Annotated in this window: 20 protein-coding genes and 1 pseudogene; 9 read left to right on the forward strand and 12 right to left on the reverse strand. The window is 60.2% G+C overall.

The features are described from left to right. Window positions 1-10: 10 nt before the first annotated feature. From GA566_RS33035 to GA566_RS27365, 7 genes are all read right to left on the reverse strand, one after another. Entirely contained in the window at window positions 11-973 is a 963-nt protein-coding gene (locus tag GA566_RS33035; RefSeq protein ID WP_202126876.1) for a VOC family protein, read from the reverse strand. 497 nt (window positions 974-1,470) lie between these two features. Further along, window positions 1,471-2,265: an anti-sigma factor gene (locus GA566_RS27340; RefSeq protein ID WP_137927994.1), complete on the reverse strand. Its 795-nt coding sequence runs from the start codon at window positions 2,263-2,265 to the stop codon at window positions 1,471-1,473. Further along, the gene (locus GA566_RS27345) at window positions 2,262-2,780 is read right to left on the reverse strand and encodes an RNA polymerase sigma factor (RefSeq protein WP_237380860.1); all 519 of its coding nucleotides are present in this window, start codon (window positions 2,778-2,780) and stop codon (window positions 2,262-2,264) included. The genes GA566_RS27340 and GA566_RS27345 overlap by 4 nt, the downstream gene beginning before the upstream one ends. 71 nt (window positions 2,781-2,851) lie before the next feature. Beyond that, window positions 2,852-4,318, reverse strand: coding sequence for a YncE family protein (locus GA566_RS27350; protein ID WP_202126877.1), 1,467 nt, complete (start codon window positions 4,316-4,318; stop codon window positions 2,852-2,854). 20 nt (window positions 4,319-4,338) lie between these two features. Next, on the reverse strand, window positions 4,339-4,797 hold the full coding sequence (locus tag GA566_RS27355; RefSeq protein WP_160474782.1) for a DUF305 domain-containing protein: 459 nt from the start codon (window positions 4,795-4,797) through the stop codon (window positions 4,339-4,341). A 242-nt stretch (window positions 4,798-5,039) separates the two neighbouring features. Then, window positions 5,040-5,792, reverse strand: a complete 753-nt coding sequence (locus GA566_RS27360; protein WP_160474591.1) for an SDR family NAD(P)-dependent oxidoreductase — start codon at window positions 5,790-5,792, stop codon at window positions 5,040-5,042. Window positions 5,793-6,000: 208 nt separating this feature from the next. Continuing rightward, on the reverse strand, window positions 6,001-6,264 hold the full coding sequence (locus GA566_RS27365; protein ID WP_160474592.1) for a DUF4148 domain-containing protein: 264 nt from the start codon (window positions 6,262-6,264) through the stop codon (window positions 6,001-6,003). Between the two features lie 799 nt (window positions 6,265-7,063). Between GA566_RS27365 and GA566_RS27370 the strand changes: the two genes are divergently transcribed. From GA566_RS27370 to GA566_RS27385, 4 genes are all read left to right on the forward strand, one after another. Continuing rightward, window positions 7,064-7,453: a response regulator transcription factor gene (locus GA566_RS27370; RefSeq protein ID WP_249359628.1), complete on the forward strand. Its 390-nt coding sequence runs from the start codon at window positions 7,064-7,066 to the stop codon at window positions 7,451-7,453. 18 nt (window positions 7,454-7,471) lie between these two features. Continuing rightward, on the forward strand, window positions 7,472-9,346 hold the full coding sequence (locus GA566_RS27375; RefSeq protein WP_160474593.1) for an ATP-binding protein: 1,875 nt from the start codon (window positions 7,472-7,474) through the stop codon (window positions 9,344-9,346). Then, window positions 9,343-9,993 (forward strand): response regulator transcription factor, encoded by a 651-nt coding sequence (locus GA566_RS27380; protein ID WP_137927400.1) that lies wholly within the window; start codon window positions 9,343-9,345, stop codon window positions 9,991-9,993. Before GA566_RS27375 ends, GA566_RS27380 begins: the two co-directional genes overlap by 4 nt. Before the next feature lie 275 nt (window positions 9,994-10,268). Continuing rightward, entirely contained in the window at window positions 10,269-11,465 is a 1,197-nt protein-coding gene (locus tag GA566_RS27385) for a sensor histidine kinase (protein ID WP_137927401.1), read from the forward strand. 60 nt (window positions 11,466-11,525) lie between these two features. Here the strand turns inward: GA566_RS27385 and GA566_RS27390 are convergent, their stop codons facing one another. Continuing rightward, window positions 11,526-12,269 carry an SDR family oxidoreductase gene (locus GA566_RS27390; protein WP_160474594.1) on the reverse strand — a complete coding sequence of 248 codons (744 nt, stop codon included), beginning with the start codon at window positions 12,267-12,269 and terminating at the stop codon, window positions 11,526-11,528. Window positions 12,270-12,380: 111 nt separating this feature from the next. On the opposite strand from GA566_RS27390, the gene GA566_RS27395 reads away from it, so the two are divergent. Then, complete coding sequence (locus GA566_RS27395; protein ID WP_160474595.1) at window positions 12,381-13,274, forward strand: LysR family transcriptional regulator; 894 nt, start codon at window positions 12,381-12,383, stop codon at window positions 13,272-13,274. A gap of 238 nt (window positions 13,275-13,512) precedes the next feature. Here the strand turns inward: GA566_RS27395 and GA566_RS27400 are convergent, their stop codons facing one another. Next, on the reverse strand, window positions 13,513-14,259 hold the full coding sequence (locus GA566_RS27400) for a hypothetical protein (protein WP_160474596.1): 747 nt from the start codon (window positions 14,257-14,259) through the stop codon (window positions 13,513-13,515). Between the two features lie 312 nt (window positions 14,260-14,571). Between GA566_RS27400 and GA566_RS27405 the strand changes: the two genes are divergently transcribed. After that, window positions 14,572-15,612 (forward strand): DUF1254 domain-containing protein, encoded by a 1,041-nt coding sequence (locus tag GA566_RS27405; protein ID WP_137927431.1) that lies wholly within the window; start codon window positions 14,572-14,574, stop codon window positions 15,610-15,612. A gap of 147 nt (window positions 15,613-15,759) precedes the next feature. Here the strand turns inward: GA566_RS27405 and GA566_RS27410 are convergent. Beyond that, window positions 15,760-16,794: pseudogene (locus GA566_RS27410) on the reverse strand (thymidine phosphorylase); the annotation flags it as partial. Between the two features lie 253 nt (window positions 16,795-17,047). Between GA566_RS27410 and GA566_RS27415 the strand changes: the two are divergent. After that, on the forward strand, window positions 17,048-18,406 hold the full coding sequence (locus tag GA566_RS27415) for an MBL fold metallo-hydrolase RNA specificity domain-containing protein (RefSeq protein ID WP_160474597.1): 1,359 nt from the start codon (window positions 17,048-17,050) through the stop codon (window positions 18,404-18,406). Between the two features lie 238 nt (window positions 18,407-18,644). Here GA566_RS27415 and GA566_RS27420 read toward each other — a convergent pair whose 3' ends face one another. Further along, a complete protein-coding gene (locus tag GA566_RS27420; protein ID WP_160474598.1) occupies window positions 18,645-19,409 on the reverse strand; it encodes a helix-turn-helix domain-containing protein in 765 nt (254 codons plus the stop codon). 280 nt (window positions 19,410-19,689) lie between these two features. Here GA566_RS27420 and GA566_RS27425 point away from each other — a divergent pair, with 280 nt between their 5' ends. Beyond that, a complete protein-coding gene (locus GA566_RS27425; RefSeq protein ID WP_160474599.1) occupies window positions 19,690-20,346 on the forward strand; it encodes a BON domain-containing protein in 657 nt (218 codons plus the stop codon). Between the two features lie 35 nt (window positions 20,347-20,381). Here GA566_RS27425 and GA566_RS27430 read toward each other — a convergent pair whose 3' ends face one another. Next, a complete protein-coding gene (locus GA566_RS27430) occupies window positions 20,382-21,371 on the reverse strand; it encodes a zinc-dependent alcohol dehydrogenase family protein (RefSeq protein WP_160474600.1) in 990 nt (329 codons plus the stop codon). Between the two features lie 152 nt (window positions 21,372-21,523). Here GA566_RS27430 and GA566_RS27435 point away from each other — a divergent pair, with 152 nt between their 5' ends. Then, window positions 21,524-22,348: a universal stress protein gene (locus GA566_RS27435; protein WP_160474601.1), complete on the forward strand. Its 825-nt coding sequence runs from the start codon at window positions 21,524-21,526 to the stop codon at window positions 22,346-22,348. The last annotated feature ends 6 nt before the right edge of the window (window positions 22,349-22,354 follow it).

Genomic DNA, 22,354 nt, shown 5'->3' on the forward strand with positions numbered 1-22,354 from the left:
CTGTGTCAGATTACTTCTTGTCAAGGAACACACGCGCGCTGGAAACCTTGCCGTCTTCGATCGTGAAGATGTCCTCTCCACGGACCGCGTCAGGATGGCTTCGCGGCCCATAGCCCCACGTTACGCGTCCCAGCCCATGATTCCACGTCACCGGATCGGGCGTGAACACGAACCCTGCGTGACTGGACTGCACCTTTCGGATCAGCTTGGCCACCTCTTCGTAGCCGACGGCTTTCCCGCCCTCGTCGGCAACGAAGACATCGGCGGTGTAGATCTGGGCGAACTTGGTGATGGTCTCCGCCGACACCGGCGCGTTCCAGATTTCGAAATGCTGGTCGATGAGGCGTTGCACAGCGCTCAGGTCGACGGATGCGGAAGATGAGAGAGAAGTGTTCATGGTCGATGCCCCCGTTGCTTGGTGCGGTGATGTCGCGGTGTATTGGTCGCTAAAGGACACGAGCTCGATTTGCGAGCCCCATGGCGTGAGGAAGTAGAACCACTGCACGCCATCGGCATTCGTGATCGGTTCATTGAGTACTTTCAGCCCGCGCGCTTTCACGATTGCAAGACTGCGCGCGATGTCCTTCGTCCTGAGGGCTACATGGGTCGCGCCAATGTCGTCCTCATGTGGTTGTGTGGAATTGATCTCGTGCCCCGCGTACTGGAACAGCTCCACCTTCGGACCACCGGTCAACTGAAGCATGATGAAGCGCTTCAACTCGCTGGACTGGTGCCAGCGAAACTGCGTCTTCCATTCTGCGGGAATGCCTTCGGGTCGCGCGTCGGCAATCACCCGCGCACCGATCAGGTCGGAGAAGAATTGCACGGCCGCGTCAATGTCCGGAACGTTCATGCCCACGTGGTCGATTGCCGATACCTGCAACGCGTCGATAACCGGAGCCGGCACATGCTGTGGCGTGGCAAGCGTCTGGGCGGAGGCGTCGAGGGAGACGGCGGCGGCGATCATCGCCATTTTCATTGCTTTCATAACGTTGTGTATAAGAAAAGTCATGCTGCTGTCGGGTTGCTGCCGGGCCGACATGCAGTCGCGTTGTGTTGGCAGCATACCGAGCGATCAGACACCACCGAAACATGCATTCCTGAAATGCAGCTTTGCGGAATAACTCCGATCACTCCCGCAAGACGACTGGCAGTATTCAAGCGGCAGTGATGAATGGTTGCGTCAAGCGTGCTGAATTTGAACTGTTCGATGGCATGGACAATCCATGCGCACGCATGAACGTCGCACTTCAGGAATGATCTGTTTGCAGGTTCCATGGCTCAAAGACGAACTTGCTTTACCTGGCGACGACAAGGCCACGGGTAGCGATAACGTTGCGCAGGGTGTGGTTCGTCTTCATGATTCGACTCCAATAATGGTTTGAGATCGCGGCACATCGGATTCGATGGACTTGTCAGATAGACGCCGATTTCTGTCGATTTATTCCGAAGATTTAACGGAATTGCGCTTTAAAGGACAGGACCATGCTCGGCACGGACCTGCCTGCGCATTTCGTCGGCAAGCGGATGCAAGCCCGTGGTGGAAGCAGATGCGACCACTGAATAACCCAGTCCTTTGTCGGCCCAGGAATATCCGGACACGCCGTCTTCCTGATGCGGACGCATCGGAGTGTCGCGATCGATCGCCATTGTGCGCACCAGCATTGCCAGACGTCCGCCATGCGCGTCGTCATAGATGAACAGACCCGCAGGCCCGTGTTCGGTGGCCACAAGCCGACCACCCATGTACCGGTATCCCGCGTTTCTCAGATCGGGGATCTGCACGGTTCGATTCAGTCTCGAAGAGACCCACCGCGTCAGTTCAGGGCCGCTTGCCGCATCGAATTCGACGGGCCGATCGGGGTCCTGCGCATACACCTGGAAACTGGCGGTAGCTTCCCGCGCCAGTGACGCAATGCCGCTTGCGTAGGGGTCATTGCGGCTTTCGTTGCCGTACCAGCCGCCTGCGCCGCCGATGCAAAGCGCGACCAGGACGGCGGCAGCCATGCGCCACGGCTTGTCGACGCGTCTGCGCCGCGCCGCGAGCATGTGTCCAAGATTCAACGAAAGCGGGATGGGTTCCTGCAACACGGGATCGTATGCATCGCGCAATGCCTGCCGATGCGCGAGATACTTGTCGACGCGCGCTGCCACCGGAGGATTGGCGACGAGATACGCGTCGATCTCCTTGCGCCGCTCGGCATCGAGCGCATTGTCAACGTATGCGAGAAGCTCTTCTTCCTGGATCGGACGAATCTCGTTCATTTCACCCTCCGTAGCGTGGCAGCCGGCCCGGCATGCTGCCGCGCGCCGCCGAGCAGCCGTACCAACCTGTCCCGTGCGCGGGACAGCCGAGACATCACCGTGCCAACCGGAATGTCGAGCGTCTTTGCCACCTCGGCATATGACATATCCTCCAGCGAGACAAGCAGTAGCACGCTGCGTTGCTCAGGGGGGATGGTGTCCACAGCATCGAGCAGATCCTGATAGATCAGGCCGTCCTCCTGCGTGGCGCGGGTCGAGAGGGATTCCGCAACATCCTCGATGGCAACCTGCCGGATACCGGCAGTGGTGTTTTTTCGCAAGGCGCTCATGGCCAGGTTGTGGAGGATGGCGAATACCCAACTCCGGGTGTCGCCCGACGAGCGGCGGTCGTCCCAGTGCGTGATCACTCGTTCAAGGCAGTCTTGTACGAGGTCGTCCGCCGCGTCGCGCTCTTTCATCAGCGCACGGGCATATCGGCGCAATGCGGGAATCATTGGCTCGACTTGTTGGAACATCTCGTTCACGGCGAATCCGGAATGATCTGCGTCTCAGATGCGGCCGCCCCAACTGGAGCGGCCGCAATGCCTTACATACGCTGCACCTGGACGGGTGCAGTGGCCTTGCCGTCAACAGACGGGGCAATGACGAGGAATCGCCGGGTACCCGGTGCACTATCGGTCTGCACCACCTGTCGGATGGGGCCGATGGCGTTGACGATTGCCGATCCGGCGGGGTTCGTCATGAACGTGGCAATTGGCTCCAGTGTCCCGCTGCCATCGGGTTGGTTCGCCAAGGCCAGCACATAGGGATGCTTCGGCTCAAGACCGGTCGCGGAAGCCTGTACCACTTGCAGCAGGCCCTGATCGAACAGCGTCACGCTGGTCGGTGGGTTATCGCTGGGAGTCGGTCGTCCATTGGCAACGGAGAGCAGGGTCAGTTGCGTGGTATTGCCGGCAACGCCAAGCTTCTGCAGCCCTTGCGTGCCATCGCCTTCGGGTACGGCGTTGGGCACGTAAGCGATGGCCTGCGGTGCCTGCCCGATCGGCACATTGGCGACGACGCGGTTCGTCGCGGTATCGATCGCAGCCAACTGGTCGGCGTTCTCCAGACCTACGTAGATGCGGGTGCCGTCGCCCGACGGCCAGACACCGTGCGGCAGTTTCCCGACGGGAATTGTGGCAACTTGCGAAAAATCATCGGTACGGAAGACCTTGACCTGGTTGAGGCCACCCACGGTGATATACGCAAACGTGCCATTCGCGATCTGGGCGAAATTCACGTGATTGGTGATAGGTCCGGTATCGATGGTTTTCAGGAGGGTGAAGGGCGGTCGCGCGTCGAACACCTGCGTCTTGCCAATATCCTTCAGCGTGAACCACACCTGCTTGCCGTCGGCCGTCGCTGCAATGTTCGGACAGAACGGACTCTCCTGCTTCACCTTGCCGACGATCTTGTGATCGGCCACGCTGATCACCGCCGTTTCAGGATTGAACGACGAGCAGACGTAGCCGTACTTGCCGTCGGGGGAAAAGATCTGCATGCCCGGGCCGTCAGCCACGGTGATGCGTTGCTTTTCCTGGAACGTCTTGGCATCGATGACCGAGACATAGTTCTCGCCGCGAACCGTCACCCACACTTCCTTGCCGTCCGGCGTGAAGAATGCCTCATGCGGTGACCGGCCGACGTACGTCACATGCTTGACCGCATTCGTTGCCGTGTCGATGAACGTCACGGAGTTCGAGCCGATCGAGACCACGGCGAGCGTGCGATGGTCAGGCGAGAAGCCCATGCCGTGCACCAGAACCTGCCCACGGTAAAGCGGACTGAAGTTGCCCGGTGCTGGGTCGCCGAGACGGATAACGCCGAGCAGCCTGTTGTCCACAGGGTCCGTCACGGAGACCGTGTTCGAGAATTGTTCCGCGGCGTAGATCCTGTCCCGATGGCTGATGGGAATGTCTCGCTCGGCGCTGGCGCCTGGTGCCTGCCCGGCGAGCGCGCTACCCATGGCGCATGCCAGGTACGCCACAACGAGGGCATGTCGTTTGATTTTCATTCTTGTTTTCTCCGCCTTGTTCAGTGCATGTGTGAGTGGTTGTGGATGGCAGTACCCGATACCGCCGATGGGGCTCCGGGTTGGGTGGGTGCCGGTGCCGATGGCGGCACCGGCTGCCCCAGGGCGATGCGCATGGCCGCGATCTCCTGCAGTTGATCGACGATGATTTCCTGTGCAATGCGCCGAAGCTGTTCGTTCTTGCCATATCGCAGTTCGGACATGGCCATCTCGATCGCGCCTTGATGATGGGGAGTCATCATTGCGACAAAATCGCGATCGACATCGCCAGTAGGTGCTGCCGACATTCCATCCATCATCTTGGTCATGGCCGCTTCGTTCTCGGCAACGAATTTTTCGGAGTCCGTTTGTCCTGCAGATCCTGCAGCGGTGGCAGCCATCGAGGCGCCAATGAGGGCTGCGGCGAGGGCGATGCGCGTTACCGATCGCTTGAATGGAGCACTACGAGGAGGTGTGAACATGTGAATACCTGCTTGGAGATGTCCGAGGTAGACGCTGGAGCCCGTCCGAATATTCCCGACCCCGCAATCAATTTTGCGAAAGTCGGAATGGAGGGCGAAGGAGGGAGGGGAGTTGCCGCGTTGGCCGTCCGCCAGATCCAATCCATGGCGCGAGCGGAGTGTTGCCAACGCAACATCAGCGAGATGGAAAACCGGAAGGCAAGCGACCATCGGCAGTTGCCTCGGTCGCTTGCCGGCTGGCTTCAGACTTGGGCCTGGCCGCCGTCCACGAACAGTTCGGCGCCGTTCACAAAGCTTGCATCGTCCGAAGCCAGGAAGAGGGCGGCTCCGGCGATTTCCGAGGGTTCTCCCACGCGGCCCATCGGGATGCGCGATGCGAGGTAGTCCAGCAGACCCTGCTGTTGCGCGGCATCCGGGCCGGCCAGCTCCACGAGGCCAGGCGTGCGCGTCGCCCCCGGGCTGATCGTGTTGACGCGAATGCCGCGATCCTTCAGGTCCAGAATCCAGCTACGCGCGAAGGCCCGGATGGCGGCCTTCGATGCGGAATAGACGCTGAACGCAGCCGTGCCTTCGATGGTGGTGGTCGATCCCGTCAGGATCACCGATGCGCCCTTGGACAGCAGCGGCAGCGCCTTCTGCACGGTGAACAGCGTGCCCTTGACGTTGCGGTCGAAGGTGTCGTGGTAGTGCGCTTCGGTGATGTCGCCCAGCGGCACCATCGTGCCGCCGCCGGCGTTGGCGAACAGTACGTCGAGGCGTCCTTTCTCTGCGCGGATTTGCTTGTACAGCGCATCCAGTTCCTCAGGCTTCGACGAGTCCACGCGGACACCGGTGGCGTTGCCGATCGCGGCAACGGCAGCATCGAGTTCCGCCTGGCGGCGGCCCGTGACATAGACGTAAGCCCCCTCGGCAGCAAAACGCTTGGCCGTGGCCAGGCCGATACCGCTCGTGCCGCCGGTGACGAGTGCAATCTTGTTTGCGAGCTTGCCGGTCATGATGTTTCTCCTTGGTTTGGTTTCGGAGGTTTCTGAAAGGGTGATGCGATGGGAGAAGAATATCGACGCGCACATCATTTCGAAATAGAATCGATCGCAAATCATCGTTGCATAAATGAAATGACGAGGGTTCCGGATTTCGAAGGGCTGGCGATGCCTGCCAACGGCGGACGAAGGGCCGTTCGCCGCGGCGGTGCGCGCTATCGCGCTATCGGGGTGTCGGTGGCGATGGTGTGGTCGTGCTGGACGTTTGCTGCTGGTGTTGGGCAGCAACTTTCGCTTCGGCAGCCTGAAGATCTGCCGGGAATGTGGCGTCGTCTACCCTATGCGGATCGTATCCCGCCTTCTCCAATTCGATAAGTTCGGCACGAACCTTCTGTCGAGTCACCCCATTTTGATTCTCTTGTGCAATCGACAGCGCGGGCATTGCACAAGCGATTGCAAGCAGAATTCCTACCTTCGGTGCTTTCATCGTGATTTCCTTGGTGCGATTTTCAATGGACGCACTGATTCACTACTGTCGGAATGATGGCTAGTTAATCCATGCATTTCTCAGTGCATTTCGTTGCCATCGGTACCAGATTTGTAGGCAGTCATATTCGACATGAAACCGGTTCGGTACCGTGAAGGAACGTTGTAGACGACATGTATATTCTTGCAACAAGATTCGCATGAAGGTGCTATACCGAGGTATGGTCCGGTTTATCCTTCGCTTATAGGGTGTGTGCAACGTACTGATTAATAAAGTTTTTTTTGGGGCGATATTTAAAGGATAAACGGCGCTATACCAAAGATAGTTGCAGAGGCCATGCCAGAAAGGACCAAAAATACCGGGAGATATCCGAGGGAAGGAAAGGGCGATTTCCCTTTCGTTGAAACGTCGCAAAGCCGTCCAAAGACTAGTCAAGAGCTATTCTCAAAACGTCATCTGGATTGGAGGTGGAGGTGAGGTTGCCGCCGACATCGATCTCGACCTGTTGACAATCTCGCAAGAACGCAGCCATCCCGGGAAGAGTAGTCATCGGGCCAGGTGCGCCGCAACTCAAGTCGGGGACTTATTGGCAATCATACTGATCGAGAAGACAACGATTCGGGCTTCAGAGTAAGGGTTCTGGCCGACTCTGCCAGCACGCCGGAGGTGCCACGGAAGTTGATCTTGAGAGTGCAATGCCGTTTCTCTAAAGCACAGCCCATTTATACTTTCGCATAGTATTTTTGCCGTCGGCTGCCGCGTAGCATGGGCGCCGTCCACCCCGATGGGAGGTTTCTGCGTGGAGAAAGGCCTGACTGTGGCGGTTATCGATGATGACGAGTCATTGAGAAATGCCCTAACGTTGTTCGCGCGTTCCATAGGATGGAACGCCAAGGTTTTTGAGTCCGCACCTTCATTCTTGGACAGCGGTGAGGAAGCCAACGTCGCATGCATCATCACCGATGTGCAGATGCCGGAGATGACCGGCATAGAGTTGATGAAGGAGCTGAATGCACGCAACTGCTCGGCGCCAGTAATCTGCATCTCTGCGTTCTGTACCGACGACATTCGGACCGAAGCACTGGAGCTTGGAGCGGTGGCTTTTCTTTGCAAGCCGGTGAAAGGTGCTGACTTTCGCTCCCATCTGCAGGAGGTGGCGGCAATTGCTTCCTCCAGTAACTCGCTGTGATTACGATCGGGCTCGCGTATGTCAGAAATCCATCGCTTTGAGTTGCCGTTCAGTCCGTATGGTCTGCATCTCCGCGTTGGAGGGCCGGGCAAGCCTGCGTCGACTATTTGGCGCTCTCGAGCATATTCGTTGGCCGCGGTTGTGCTGGCTCTCAACGTATTCGCGTTCGACGCATTCACTGACTATCACGTCGCGATCGCGGTTCTATATGTGCTGGTGGTGCAACTCGTTGCCGCGACAGGCTCATTTCATGCTACGAGCTTTGCGGCCGGCGCTTGCGGATTATTGACTCTCATCGCACTACTCCTTTCTCATGAGCCGCATTTTACCGGCAGCGCATTGGCCCGATGTGCGGTCAGCCTGTTCGCGCTCGCAACAGCGACGGCCTTATCCATCAGACATATCTGCACAAGCGATGCGCTTCGAGAGTACGTGCAATTGCTGGATCTTACACACGACGCGATTGTTGTCCACGATTTGAACGGAATCGTGAGGTTTTGGAACAAAGGCGCGGAAGCGCTATACGGTTGGAATGCTGACGAGGCGATTGGAAAAGATTTCCACGTTCTTACCGAGACTCAATTTCCGCTGTCACGTGGATCCCTGTACACCGAATTGATGCGCGATGGCAGATGGGAGGGAGAGGTGGGTCGCAAGCATCGCGATGGATCAAGTCTCGTCGTCGAAACGCGTATCGGTCTTTGGAAGGACGCCAAGGGACGGCCCGTTGCTGTCATGGCCACGAACAATAACGTTACTGCAAGGCGTCGTTCAGAGTCCGAGCTGGAGCGGAATCATGCGTATGCAGCCGAAGCCGAGCGTCTAAGCAAGACCGGTAGTGTCATGCGCTACGCAAATTCACGCGTCATGCATTGGTCTCAAGAGTGCTTTCGAATCCTTGGCGTCAGTCCTGGCACGCAACCCAGTGTTGATGTTGTCCTGGAACGTACTCATCCTGACGATGTTGAATTGGTCAAAGGTCTGGACCAGGCTATTCGCGACGGTAAGCCTGTGGTGGACGGCATCTACAGACTGGTCATGCCCAACGGTGAAATCAAGCATGTAAGGTTTGTTGCCCGGCTTAACGCCCTTGGCGCCACACCCGACCTCGAGTACGTAGGGGCTTTGATGGACATTACGGCTGTGGTCACCGGCCAGGAGGCACTTCAAAAGTCGATGACCGAGCTTGCACATGTGATGCGCTTGACTACGCTCGGTGGCTTGGCTACAACTATTGCGCACGAAGTGACTCAGCCGCTTGCTGCGATCATGACTTGCGGAGATACAGCGCTTTGCTGGCTGGATCGTCCGGTCCCAGAAGTTGGGGAAGCGAAGGTCGCAATAGAGCAGATTCTTCTTGATGCCGAACGCTCGGCGGAGATTGTCAAACAGATTCGGGCTATGGCGCAGAAGCGCGAACCGCAGCGCATGCCCTTGCAGGTCGATGCACTGATCAATGATGCGGTTCGGTTGGTGGCACGGGAGTGCCGCGCTGCACTAGTGGAACTTCAGGTCAACGCTCCCCCGACGGATGTCGCAGTAGACGGCGACCCAATTCAGCTCCAGCAGGTTATTGTCAACCTGCTTCTTAATGCCGTGCAAGCCATGGCGGAGGCGAAGTCTCCAAGAAGGCGGCTGGAAATTCGTGCATTTATACGGGGAAATGCTGTGCAGATCGATGTGTCCGACAGCGGTCCAGGATTCCGTGACGGTGACATCGATCGTATCTTCGCCGCCTTTTTTACAACGAAGGAGAGCGGGCTTGGGATGGGCCTCTCGATCTGTCGCTCGATTGTTGAGGCGCACGGGGGTCGCATCTGGGCTGAGCGAGGCGATCCGCAGGGCGCTGTTTTCCATTTGGAACTGCGTCGGCGAAAGGAAACGACGTTATGAAGAATCTCGTGTTCGAGAAGCAGACCAATGCCCATGTCTACGTCATAGAAGATGACGAGTCCATGCGCAGAGCCTTGTCCATGTTGCTGCGCGCGAACGGGTACAAGGTCGAATCATTCGAGTCTGCCCCGGCGTTTTTCAAGTTTCTCAAACCGGAAGGCCCGAGTTGTGTGATCCTGGACGTCCGGCTTAAAGGGCACAGCGGATTGGCTGTCCAAGAGCAATTTCTAGACGCGAAACTGGACATTCCTATCATCTTTATGACCGCGCACGGCGATATCGCTATGTCGGTGCAAGCGATGAAAGCGGGAGCCGTCGATTTCCTGGCGAAGCCCTTCAGGGATCAGGACATGCTCGATGCGGTCGCCAACGCCTTGAATAACCATGCCAGGCGGATCGAGACGGCGCGCGCCGAAGAGTCGCTGCACACGAACTACACCGCCCTGTCATCGCGCGAAAAAGAGGTCATGGCGTACGTCGTGAAGGGGCTACTGAACAAGCAAATTGCTGGGAAACTTGATCTTAACGAAGTCACGATCAAGTTTCACCGGGCGCAGGCCATGAAGAAAATGGGCGCCAAGTCGCTCGCGGAGTTCGTTCTCCAAGCACGCATGTTGGGCATTGTTGCCGATCCGGCAGCACCCTAGCCATCAGGTCGGCAGCCCCATCCACAACGGGCCGGCACAGCAACAACAGAGTCAACGCCATCGAAGGCAGCAGCACAATTGAGGCCGATGGCCTAACCCCTGCGGGGTAGGCTGTACGAGGATACGCCGAGAGCAATCGGCCAACGCACAATGCCGTTCGACATGGAGCCGCTACGCGGCCGTCTCCGTATTGAAGACGAGTTGTCTGATCGCTGTAAAGAGATAGATGGAGTTCCGATTCATCTTAGGCGCTCCCTGCGCATCATCAAGCAACCATGGTCTCTTCGGAAGAGTCGTTTCGCTTCGCACCCATCCCCATTCTGATTGAGGACTGGTATCCACTAAAGCAGTGGGTCGATGGCATCAAGGCCGCTGGCGTCACGGATCTTGCTGCCTTTTTGGATGAGCATCCAGACGTCATTGAGCAGCTTCGTCTTCGGCATTCGTTCGTCGACGCGAACGACGCGACGATCGAACTGTTCGGTGCAAGTTCCCGAGACGAGTTCTTCGATGCGGCTCGGTCGTTACTGCCGGCAAGTCGACCCAGCAACGCGCAGGTATTGCAGGCAATCTTCGACGGTGCCAAAAGCTGTCAGGGCGAGCGAGTTCTGAAGACCTTCGACGGAAGAACGGTACCCATTGTGTGGCGATGCTCGTTGCCGGAGGAAGACGACAAGTACCGACGGCTACATTTTTACGCTTTTGATGTCACCGAGTACAAGCAGAACTCCGATCGGCTTCAGGCGCTACGAGCTGAAATGGCTCATACCGCGCGGATCTCGCTTGTAGGTCAGCTAGCGGCGTCCGTACTGCATGAGGTAAGCCAGCCGCTGTCGTCGACCCTGCTCTCCATCGATGCCGCAATCAGCTGGATCGACCGATCCGAGCCGAATATTGCGGAAGCTTCGTCGGCGCTTCAAGCCGCAGCGCGATGGGCGACCAAGACCAGCGAGGTGTCACAGAAGCTTCGGACGTTCATCATGAGAGCGCCAGTGCGTCCTGCAATGAATAGTGCGAACGAGATCGTTGAGGCGGTACTATTTTTCCTTGGCCCTGAATTGGCCGCCAAAGGCATACGGATCATGAAGACAATCGATCCGCATCTCGAGGTTTTCGCAGACAGAATTCAGATTCAACAAGTTCTTGGGAATCTTTTGGCAAATGGCCTTCATGCCATAGAAGGCTCGCCATCTGATATGAGGCGCGAGCTGTCCGTCGCGGTCCATGCGACCGATCCAGATTTTGTTCAGTTCGAAGTAGGTGATACGGGAGCTGGAATCAGCAGCAGCATTTCAACATCACTCTTCGATGCATTTTGCTCTTCCAAGTCAGAAGGAATGGGCTTAGGACTAACCATCTCGAAAGCAATCGTCGAGGCGCATGGAGGGCGCATCTGGGTTACAGACAGCAATCCCAGTGGTACGACTTTCTGTTTCACGATCCCCGTGGAGAACAGCCGGCGAAGTCTCTGAACCATCGTGTGGCTGGCGGTGGCTGCGCGTCGCCGCAGGCCACCCGCCAGCCACGTTTGCTTAGAACTCCTGCTGGGTCGGCCGCAGGACGATCTCGTTGATATCCACGTCTGCCGGTTGCTCGATGGCGTAAGTGATCGCGCGAGCGACGGCGTCGGCAGGAATGGCCATCTTGTAGAAGTCCTTCACAAACGCGGCGCTTTCCTCGTGGCTGCTGCCTTGCTTCAGTTCCGAGTCCACCGCACCGGGTGCGATCGTTGTGGTGCGGATCGCACCGCCCACTTCGTGGCGCAAGCCTTCGGAGATGGCTCGCACCGCAAACTTGGTGCCGCTGTAGACCGTTCCGCCAGGGCTGAACACCTTGATGCCGGCCACCGATGCAATGTTGATGAAGTGGCCGCTGCCTTGTTTCTGGAAGACGGGAAGTGCGGCGGCGATGCCGTAGAGAACGCCCTTGATGTTGATGTCGATCATTCGATCCCACTCATCAACCTTGGTCTCGCTGAGCGGGGCGATCGACATCAGGCCGGCGTTGTTGACGAGCACGTCGACTTTCCCGAAGGCGCTTACGGCGCTGTCGATCAGCTTGCGCATGTCGTCCTGCCTGGTCACGTCGGTCTCCACAACTTCGGCCCTCCCGCCGGCCGCACGCAATTCCGCTGCAATGGCAATCAGGCGATCCACCCGGCGCGCAGCCAGGACGACTGCCGCACCCCGCGCTGCCAGGTGCCGGGCGGTGGCTTCCCCCAGACCACTGCTTGCGCCGGTGATTACAACGACCTTACCTTCGATGTTCGCGCTCATGTCATCTCCTTTGCGTAAGAACTGAAGCGATGAGGGCAGTATCGGCGACCCGACGATTTCAGAAAATGGAAATGATATGCTTTCAGAATTCCATAAATAGGAAGCATTGGGATGCTGAACCGATTGGAGATGTTGCGGATATTTGTGGCGGCCGCCGAAGCCGGCAGCTTCAAGGATGGCGCCATCCGTCTGGGCATTTCGCCTCAGGCCGTGACGCGTGCAGTCCAGGAGCTCGAACGATTGCAGGGAGAACTGCTGTTTCACCGGAATACGCGCCATATCCGCATCACGGCGTTCGGTGAGGCACTCGCCCAGACTGCGCGGGAGCGCCTGGCGTTGATCGATGCGATGTTCTCCCCAAGCGAAGCCAGCAAGGACGAGAACTACGCTGGCATTGTTCGCATTACCGCGCCGAAAGCGCTGGGTCGGATCGGATTGCTCCCACCGCTCTCAACCTTGGCCATTGCACATCCCGGTCTGCGCATTGACCTCAGTCTGAGCGACACGCCCGCTGATGTCGTGGACGAACGTATCGACATTGGCGTGCGGTTCGGGCCCGTGCGAGACAACCGGTTCGTTGCGCGCAAGGTCAATGCGCATGGGTTTTATGTAGTTGCCGCGCCCGCCCTGATCGATCGAAGGGGGACACCGATGCACATCCACGATCTCGAAACACTGCCGACGACGGTTATGAACGACTTGTCGACAGGCCGCCCGTGGCCATGGATGTTCTCGCAGGGACGCAAGTACACGCCATCAGCGCCAACGTTCGCCAGCAATGATTCAGAAGCGGAACTGGATGCGGTGCTGTCCGGCCTGGCATTTGGCCAGATTGCGGGGTTCATGGCCGATGAACACATCGCTGCGGGACGCCTGGTGCGCGTGATGCAACCTCTCGAGCCAAGTCCGTGGGACCTCTATGTCTACCGGCCCCAACGTGGTCCTGTAGCGCCTCGCGTGCGACTGGTGTTCGACGAACTGGTCAAATCACTGGCGGGCGCTTGAACAACAGGATTCATGAGTGGAGCCACCGGACGGCCGTGGCGACGCGTGAGGCGCAAACTGTGCGGGCGCCATGCAGGCAGACTGAACAGTCTCTGATCGACCCTTCTGAGTCATCGGCCATTCAAATGTGAATGGCCGATCTTTGTCCGGGAGCGGTCGGCGGGCTTTGGTTCGAACTGACTTAGTACATGGTCAGAGAGGAGTGCCCGGCGGTCGCCAGGCACTGTTTGCTATTGCCTCAGGGCTCGTCGTACACCCAGGTCGATCCATTCGGCATCCGGACAATGAGACGCACCTTGCCGTTGGCGTCGACAGCGGCGGCGAAGTCGGTGGGGACGCTGCTTCCAGCGGGGCCTGCGAGAGGCTTCGTCGAGCTCACCACCGTCGTGCCAGGATTGAGCCGGTAGATCGTGAACCGCCCGGCTCCGTCGACTTCCACGAAGCTGGCGGCGTCGGCCTTTCGGGCAAATGCAACCCCGCCCATGTAAATGTTTTGGACGCTGCTGTCGGCGACGTATCGGGTGATGGCAGTCGAAGCGTCCCATGCGACCGAGATGGCGCTATTGGCGGTCATGGCGGGCAGGATGATTCCGGAGTTCACCCCGCCAAAACCCGCGGCGCCCGCCTGCGTCAACCACGGCCAGGCCCATACCCCTTGGTAACGAAAACCGTCGGTGCCGATGGCCAGCGACGAACCGTCCGGCATCATGGCCAGGCTGATCAATGGCGTACCCGCCGAGCCCCCCAGTATGGTGCCGCCGGCATAGCCCGACTGGACAAGGCCGCCTCCGCAGTCATACCCATAAAACAAGCCGCCGCCGGACATGACTACCATATCGAACAACGGGGTCACGGCGCCGCAACCTTGCAGGGAATAGGCCTGCACGGGCTGGGTGGCATCCACCGGATACGCGTTGACGCTGAACATTCCTATGTCCGGGCTGGTCTGCAGCACGATCTGGTCCTGGGCCGGGTCAGTCGACATGGCGCGCCAGAGCCGGCTCGACGCGGCGGGCAGCGAGCCGGCGGGCTCAACTGGCGCGGAGCCGGGTTGGCCAAACCGCTCCAGCCGGGCGGGCTGGACGCCATCGGCGCGTCACCGATCCGTTGCCGAACTTCTTCGAGCCGGGCCAGAACGGCACCTCTCCGCTGCAAACCGGTTATTGGCTCGAGGTCGCCTGCGGTGTCGAGATCGCCGCCGAAGATGGTACGGTCGGATCGAGTGTCCACGACTTGCTTATTGATGCATTTGTCTGCCACTATCGGACTGTCTTCACCCATCCGTCTCATTCGTCCCATGCCATTCGACTTTATTCGAACCGTACTTGCGACGGTTGCCGCAGGCGCTCTGACTTCCGTTCTGTCCGGCGCCGCACTGGCGCAGGGCAGCGTTCCGGTGACGGTCGACAACTTCACCCGCGCGGAGACGGACAATTACCTGGCAAGCAATGCCAAGGTGGCCGGTGGACTCGGCAAGTTCCATCATTCGCGGGAACCTGCCTCAGTCGAGAACCAGACCGTCATCCGGATGAACCGCGACACGCTCTATTCGTTCGCGGTTCTGGACTTGGCGGCCGGTCCCGCCACAGTCACCCTGCCCAACGCGGGCAAGCGCTTCATGTCGCTGATGGTGCTCAATGAAGACCATTACGTGCAGTTCGTCGCGTACGACAACAAGCCACGCGCGATCACGCAGAAGAACATGGGAACGCGGTATGCCTTCGTGGCCGTCCGCACCCTGGTGGATCCCGCGGACCCCAAGGACCTTGAGGCGGTCCACAAACTGCAGGACGCGATCAAGCTTGACCAAAAGAACACCGGCAAGCTCGAGTTGCCCAACTGGGATGAATCCAGCTTGAAGGAGGTTCGCAACATCCTGCTCGCCCTGGCCAAGCACTCGGGCTTCGACCGCTCCTTCGGCAGGAAGGATCAGGTCGACCCCATCCACCACCTGATCGGCACGGCCGCCGGCTGGGGCGGCAATCCGGACAAGGACGCGAGCTACGCCAGCTTCACGCCAGAAAAGAACGATGGCAAGACCATCTACAAACTGACGGTGCCACGCAACGTTCCGGTGGATGCGTTCTGGTCGGTCAGCCTGTACAACGCCAAGGGCTTCTTCGAGAAGAACAACTACAACGCCTACTCGGTCAATGACGTCACGGCCAAGAAGAACGCGGATGGTTCGGTGACTGTCCAGTTCGGCGGATGCGACGGCAAGATCCCGAACTGCCTGCCCATCGTCGAGGGCTGGAACTACACCGCACGGATGTACCGACCGCGCCAGGAAATCCTGAAAGGAAGCTGGCAGTTCCCCAAAGCTCAAGTGGTCCGATAGCAGCAAGAAGCAGCGCCATGTTGCTTTCTGCTTCAACGTCCGCACGGGACACGAAGCCGCCGGATCGGATGTCCTGCAACGGCGGGCCAGGGACTGACAGCAGCCGAACAGAAGCCTATTGCCGAAGGGCCGCTCGTGGCCGTTCTGGGCCTCCAGCGCCGGACCGATGCCACGACCAACTGGCTGGGCTCCGTCGGTATGCACCATCACCACTTGCAGTCCGAACGCCCCCGCCACGCGTTGCATTAAGGATTCCAGGCGCAACAGGTCGGCTTCGGAACGCACCTTGGCCGTCGGGCCTACGGGGACATCGATTAGCACGTGCGTGGCCCCGGCAGCCACCTTCTTCGACAGGATCGACGCAACCAACTGGGCGTCGCTGTCGATATCCAGGGCGCGTTCGACACGAATCATCACGTCGTCGGACGGACTGAGGTTCAGTGCGCCGCCCCACGCGAGCGCGGCACCCGTGCGTTCCACGACGCGCCGCAGTTCGTGCACGTCCAGTGTCACTCGTGTCAGGGTCTCCATGGTGTCCGCCGTGCCCGCTGGAGATGTGATCGCGCGTGAGGAGGTCTTGGGAATTGTCAGCCCGGCGGCGGCCACAATTGCCACGATGATTGGCGTTGTGCGATTGCCCGGCAGCCCGCCCACGCAATGCTTGTCGGCCACCACCTCGCGGTCCCAGCGCAATTGCTCTCCTGTGCCGATCATCGCGCGGGTCAAGCCGATAACTTCCTGCTCGTTCATTCTGCCGCCCGCGCAGGCCGCAAGGAAGGCCGCGATCTGCATTTCCGTGTAACGCTCACCAGCAATGTCCGTGATGATGCCGGCCAGTTGTGTGTCGTCGATGACCAAGCCATGGATCTTTGCGCGGACTGCGCGCATTGATTCCAGGGCTGGCGCGTGCGTGATCTCGACCGCATCGCCTTCACGGGCGCCCAGTTCCCCTGCAGCGCTTGCCGAGAGGCTGGCTTGGTGAGTATGCAGCAGCGGGGAGCCCACCAGGTTCAGCGTGGCGATCAGTGTGCGCGCACCAATTCGCACCTGCACCCGCGCCTGCGCCGAAAAGCCTTCTGCTCCGCATACCGGACAGTCGGGATGGAGGTAGATCACGTGCTCCTGCCACGTGTCGATTCCGAGAGGCTTGAATGCCAGCATGGCGGGAAAGTAGGGCAGCATCAACGGTGATCCCAGTATGGACGCCGCGCGCCGACAAGGAAATCAGAATGTGCTGAGCGGTGTGCAGGACATGGATCACAGCCATCGCCGCTGCGAGTGTGCGGCGCAGGCATTTCTGGATGCGAAGTGCCCGGACGTTGATGGAAATCAAGCTACCGCCCTGCGTGCGATCCATGCTGAAAATACTGCTGCGCGCTGTGCGCACCGCAAGGCATCCGGTTGGCGATGGCGCGGCATGGACAGGGAGATATCGATGAAAGTGCAATGTCTGGGCGCCACCGATACGGTGACTGGCTCCAAGTACGTCGTGGATACGGGACGCCTCCGCGTGATGGTGGATTGCGGCCTGTTTCAGGGATTCAAAGCCCTGCGCCTGCGTAACTGGGATGCGCTGCCGGTGGATCCCGCCAGCTTGCACGCGGTGGTGCTGACCCACGCGCACATCGATCACAGTGGCTACCTGCCTCTGCTGATCCGCAACGGATTCCGCGGGCGCGTGTACTGCACGCTGGGTACAGCGCAATTGTGCGGCGTATTGCTTCCCGACTGCGCGGCGCTGGCCGAGGAGGACGCGGCGTATGCAAACCGAAGAGGGTTCTCGCGTCACGATCCGGCAATGCCGCTGTACACGCGCGCCGATGCCGAGCGCGCGGTGCATCGCCTGGAGGCAGTGCGATTCGACACACGCGTACCGGTGGGCTCGGACATCTATGCCGAGTTCAGTCACGCCGGCCACATCATCGGCGCGTCCAGTGTTACCTTGCACGTCGACGGGCAGCGCCTGGTGTTCTCCGGCGATCTTGGGCGATTGAATGACTCGGTGATGCGCGCACCCGCCTTCCTGAAACGTGCCGACTGGCTGTTCGTGGAATCCACATACGGCGACCGGTGTCATCCCGACGTGGATCCCATCGACGCACTGGGCGACATCGTCAGCCGCACGATCGACAGGGGCGGCACGCTCGTGATCCCGACGTTTGCAGTAGGCCGTGCGCAGTCGTTGCTGTACTGCCTGTACCGGCTCAGGCAGTTGCGCCGGCTGCCGGACGTGCCCGTTTATCTGAACAGCCCCATGGCTATCGCGGCGACGACGATCTTTGCCCGCCATGTCTCGGAACTACGCATTGACGAGGCAAGCTGCGCGGGCGCTTGCAACATGGCCAATGCCGTGACCAGCACTGAGGAATCCATACGCCTGAATTCGGACCACAGTCCGAAGATCATCCTGGCAGGCAGCGGTATGGCTACTGGGGGGCGCGTGGTGCACCACCTGGAAGCGTTCGGCCCGGACCCGCGAAACACCATCCTGCTGTCCGGATTCCAGGCTCCCGGCACGCGCGGCGCTCGCCTGTGCAGTGGCGCCAAGCAAATCCGGCTGCATGGCAAGGACATCGACATCCGCGCCGAAGTGGCTCAAATCGAGAATCTGTCGGCCCATGCCGATAGCGACGAGTTGATGACCTGGCTGAAGGGGTTCGAGTGTCCGCCGCGTCAGACGTTCGTCGTGCATGGCGAGCCAGCGGCCAGCGACGCGTTACGCCAGCGCATCGAACACGAGCTGAAGTGGCGAGTGACGATGCCCGAGTACCGGCAGAAGTATTTGCTGGAGTAGGGGAGAAACAAGTAAATGCCACCCGATAAAGTTGCGAAACGAAAATCGCGGCATTTACTTGGAATGCCACATCTGGAGTGGGTGCCACGGCACTAGCGCGTAGCGCGCATAATTCTTCGAGCTTGGCCAGCACGAGACCAAGAGCCACGGCGCTGTGCGGCTGTGGCACGTTAGTGGGCGAGTTCGATCACGCCGGGCCGGCGGCGTGCCGGCGTGGGTCGTGCGCGCTGCGTGACGCTCAGACCTGCGCCAGCGCATCCAGATCGAAGATCTCGATTTTCTTGCCGTCCACGCGGATCAGCCCCTCGCGCTGGAAGCGCGAGAACGTACGGCTGACCGTTTCCAGCTTGATGCCCAGGTAGCTGCCAATTTCCTCGCGCGTCATCCGGAGTGTGAAAGCATGTGCCGAGTAGCCCCTGGCGCGCAGGCGCCGCGAAACGTTGAGCAAGAAGGCCGCGACCCGACGCTCCGATGGCATGCCCGACAGCAGCGTGGTCTGGCGGGATTCGCGCACGATCTCTTGGCTCAGCAGTTTGTGCAATTGATGCTGTACGCCGCGCATGTCGCGGCAAAGCTGTTCCAGCGGTAAGAACGGGATCACGCACACGGTGCTGTCTTCCAGTGCAATGGCATCGCAATCGTATTGGTCACTGGAGATGGCACTTAGCCCGAGCATGTCGCCCGGCAACAGATAGCCCGTGACGTGCTCGACACCTTCCTCGTGGCCTGCTACGACCTTGAACGATCCTGAGCGCAGCGTATAGAGGCACTGGAATTTGTCGCCCACGCGGAATAGGTAGTCTCCACGATGCACCGTGCGCCACCGTCCGATGATCGACTCGAGTCGGGGTATGTCATCGGTGTCGAGTTCCGCCGCCAGGCAGAGCGGCCGCAGGCTGCAATGGACACATCTGGGTGTCTGGGCCATGAACTGCGCTGGCGCGTAGGGTTCAGGGTAGGGCGGAGGCACGGCCGTGCGAAATTCTACTGCTTGGTGCTGCATGTCATCCCCTTTTGCTGTTCGATTCGCTGGCTGCACGCCGGCGTCCGTACTCGGTGTCTCCCGATTTGCCTGAAGTATTGATCACGGCCGGTTCGGCCGAAATCAGCCGTGGCTGAGAGGCGGGTCAGATTGTGCTGGGTGCGTGTCAGGAAAACCTGACACGCACTTGCCCGCAGAATGTGCGGTCGCCCGGCAGGGCCTTGCGCCAACGCAAAGCCGCCCGTCGAGTTACGCCTAGAGTCACTGAGAGGCAGGACGCGGATAGGCAAAGGAGGGAATGATGAAAAGCGATATTCAACTAAAGCAGGACGTCCTGGACGAACTGGCGTGGGACCCGGAAGTCGATGAGCGAGAGGTGGGAGTGCAGGTAAGGGATGGCATCGTCACGCTCACCGGGAATCCGCGTTCATTCCATGCCAAACGCTGTGTCGAGCGGGCTGCGCGACGCGTGGCGGGTGTACGCGCACTTGCCGTGGAATTGGAGGTGGTGCTGCCGGGTGATGGGGTGCGAACCGACGCCGATATCGCGTGGGCCGTCGAAAACGCTTTGTCCTGGAATTCAGTCGTGGCTGCTGGCCAACTCGGCGTGGTAGTGGAGCGTGGCATGGTGACGCTTTCGGGCGAGGTCGACTGGGACTATCAACGTCGTGCCGCCGCCGATGCGGTGCGCCTGCTCAATGGTGTGCGAGGCATCGTGAATCAGATTGTGCTGCGGCCCCGAACCAGCGCGCCCGACGTGCAGCGGCGCATCGAGGACGCCTTGCACCGTCAGGCAGCGCAAGATGCGCGACATGTGAAGGTCGTCGTCAAGGATGGCGTGGTTACCCTGTCGGGGCATGTCACGTCGCTGGCCGAACGTCAGGCGGCGTTCAACGCCGCGTGGAGCGCTCCCGGCGCGACGAAGGTCGTAGACGACATCCGGGTGCTGCCGCAGTAGCGTTGCGTTGGTACGAAGCCCGCGCCATCGGCCAGTCAGATGCGCAGGACTGCGGCGCCAACAAGCCGTCCTGCGCGCATATCTCCCAGCGCCTTGTCCGCATCGCGCAGCGGATAAACCGTGGTGTGCACCTGAATTGGAAGGCTTGCGGCCACGTTCATGAGCCCCACACCATCTTCGCGCGTGAGGTTGGCAACGGATACGATGCGCCGCTCTTCCCAAAGGTGCCGATACGGAAACGACGGAATATCGCTCATGTGGATGCCGCCGCATACGACCACGCCTCCCTTGTCCGTGGCTCCCAGTGCAGCGGGTACCAGCGAGCCGTCCGGTGCAAAGATCAGGGCGGCGTCCAGCAAGGCTGGTGGCGGGTCCAGGCTGCTGCCTGCCCACACCGCGCCGACTTGAGTGGCCAGCGCCTGCGCCGAAGTATCGCCGGGTCTTGTCATGGCATAGACCGTGCGGCCCTGCGCCACGGCGATCTGCGTGACAATGTGCGCGGCCGCGCCAAAGCCGTAGATGCCAAGGCGCTGCGCGTCTCCAGCCATGCGCAGCGTGCGGTAGCCGATCAGGCCGGCGCACAGCAATGGCGCGGCCTGCGTGTCATCGTAGGTGTCTGGAATCGGGAAGCAATAACGCGCGTCTGCCAGCACGTATTCCGCGTAGCCGCCGTCGCAGGTGTAGCCGTGGAACAGCGGCGCGTCGCACAGGTTCTCGCGCCCGCTGGCGCAGAAGCGACAGACGCCGCAGGTATGGCCCAGCCACGGCACGCCCACCCGGTCGCCGAGGGCCACCCCGGCCGCGCCTTCGCCCAGCTTTTCGACGCGACCCACGATCTCGTGGCCTGGGATCAGCGCCGGCTTTGGATGAGAAAGATCTCCGTCGATCACATGCAGGTCCGTGCGGCATACCCCGCAGGCCAGCACGCGGATGCGCACCTGGCCGGCACCTGGCGTGGGCACAGGCACGCGCTGCGCGTCGAGCGTGTGCCCGTCGAAGATCATGGCCTGCATGCTGGCATCCATGTAGCGTTCCTTGTCGTGCTTACCCGCGCAACGGCGGGTTAGATCGATCGTCGCATCCGCTACGCGCTATGACTTGATCTGGCGCAAGTGTCGCAATCCTGCACTGATTACCTTTGACTGTAGTCGGTGCAACAGCGTACGAGGGCATGGCGATGGCTTACAAGACAGTACTGGTGGATCTGGCTGACGATGGGGCGACTCAGGCGCGGCTGGATGCGGCATTTGCCCTGGCGTCTAACGCCAATGGGCGCGTGATCGGACTCAGCGCCACCGGACCGATGCTGGATCCGTATCGCAGCGCGGGCTCGGAGGCAATGCGCTATCAGGCCATGCGTGCCGACATGTTGCGCGGTGTGGAGCAGGCCGGTACGCAGGCGCTCTCCGATGCCTGCGCGCGCCACGGTACGCCGACTGATTACATGCACCTTCTGGTGGAGCAGGATGCCGGCTGGACGCTTGCCGCGCATGGCATGGCCAGCGACATCATCCTGCCCGGCCTGCCGGGCGCGCCCAGCGACCTGCCCGTTTTGATGGCGTCGGCCGCCGAGTATGCGCTGGTGAACGCGGGGAGGCCTTTGCTAGTGGTACCGGCCCAGGCGCGGCTGTCGACGATCAATACCGCCGTGGTGGCGTGGAACGGCAGGCGCGAGGCAGCTCGCGCGCTCAGCGATGCGCTACCGCTGCTAAAACGCGCCAATCGCGTGATCCTCGTGGTGGTGATGGGTAGCAAGGGGCTCTGGCAGCACGGCGACGGAGAACTGCTGCGCTGGCTGGGCACGCACGGTGTCCGTGCGACGCTGGCGGTGGAAGAATCGTCATCGGTCGCCGGTTGCCTGCTGCAGAAGGTGCTGCGGGAATCGGCCGACCTGCTGGTGGCTGGCGGCTACGGACATTCAAGGCTTGGTGAGCTGATGATCGGCGGCACGACCCGCACGTTGCTGAACAACACGCCAGTGCCACTGCTCATTTCCCACTAGGCGGCC

The organism is Cupriavidus sp. SW-Y-13 (genome assembly GCF_009793345.1).
Classification (GTDB): domain Bacteria; phylum Pseudomonadota; class Gammaproteobacteria; order Burkholderiales; family Burkholderiaceae; genus Cupriavidus.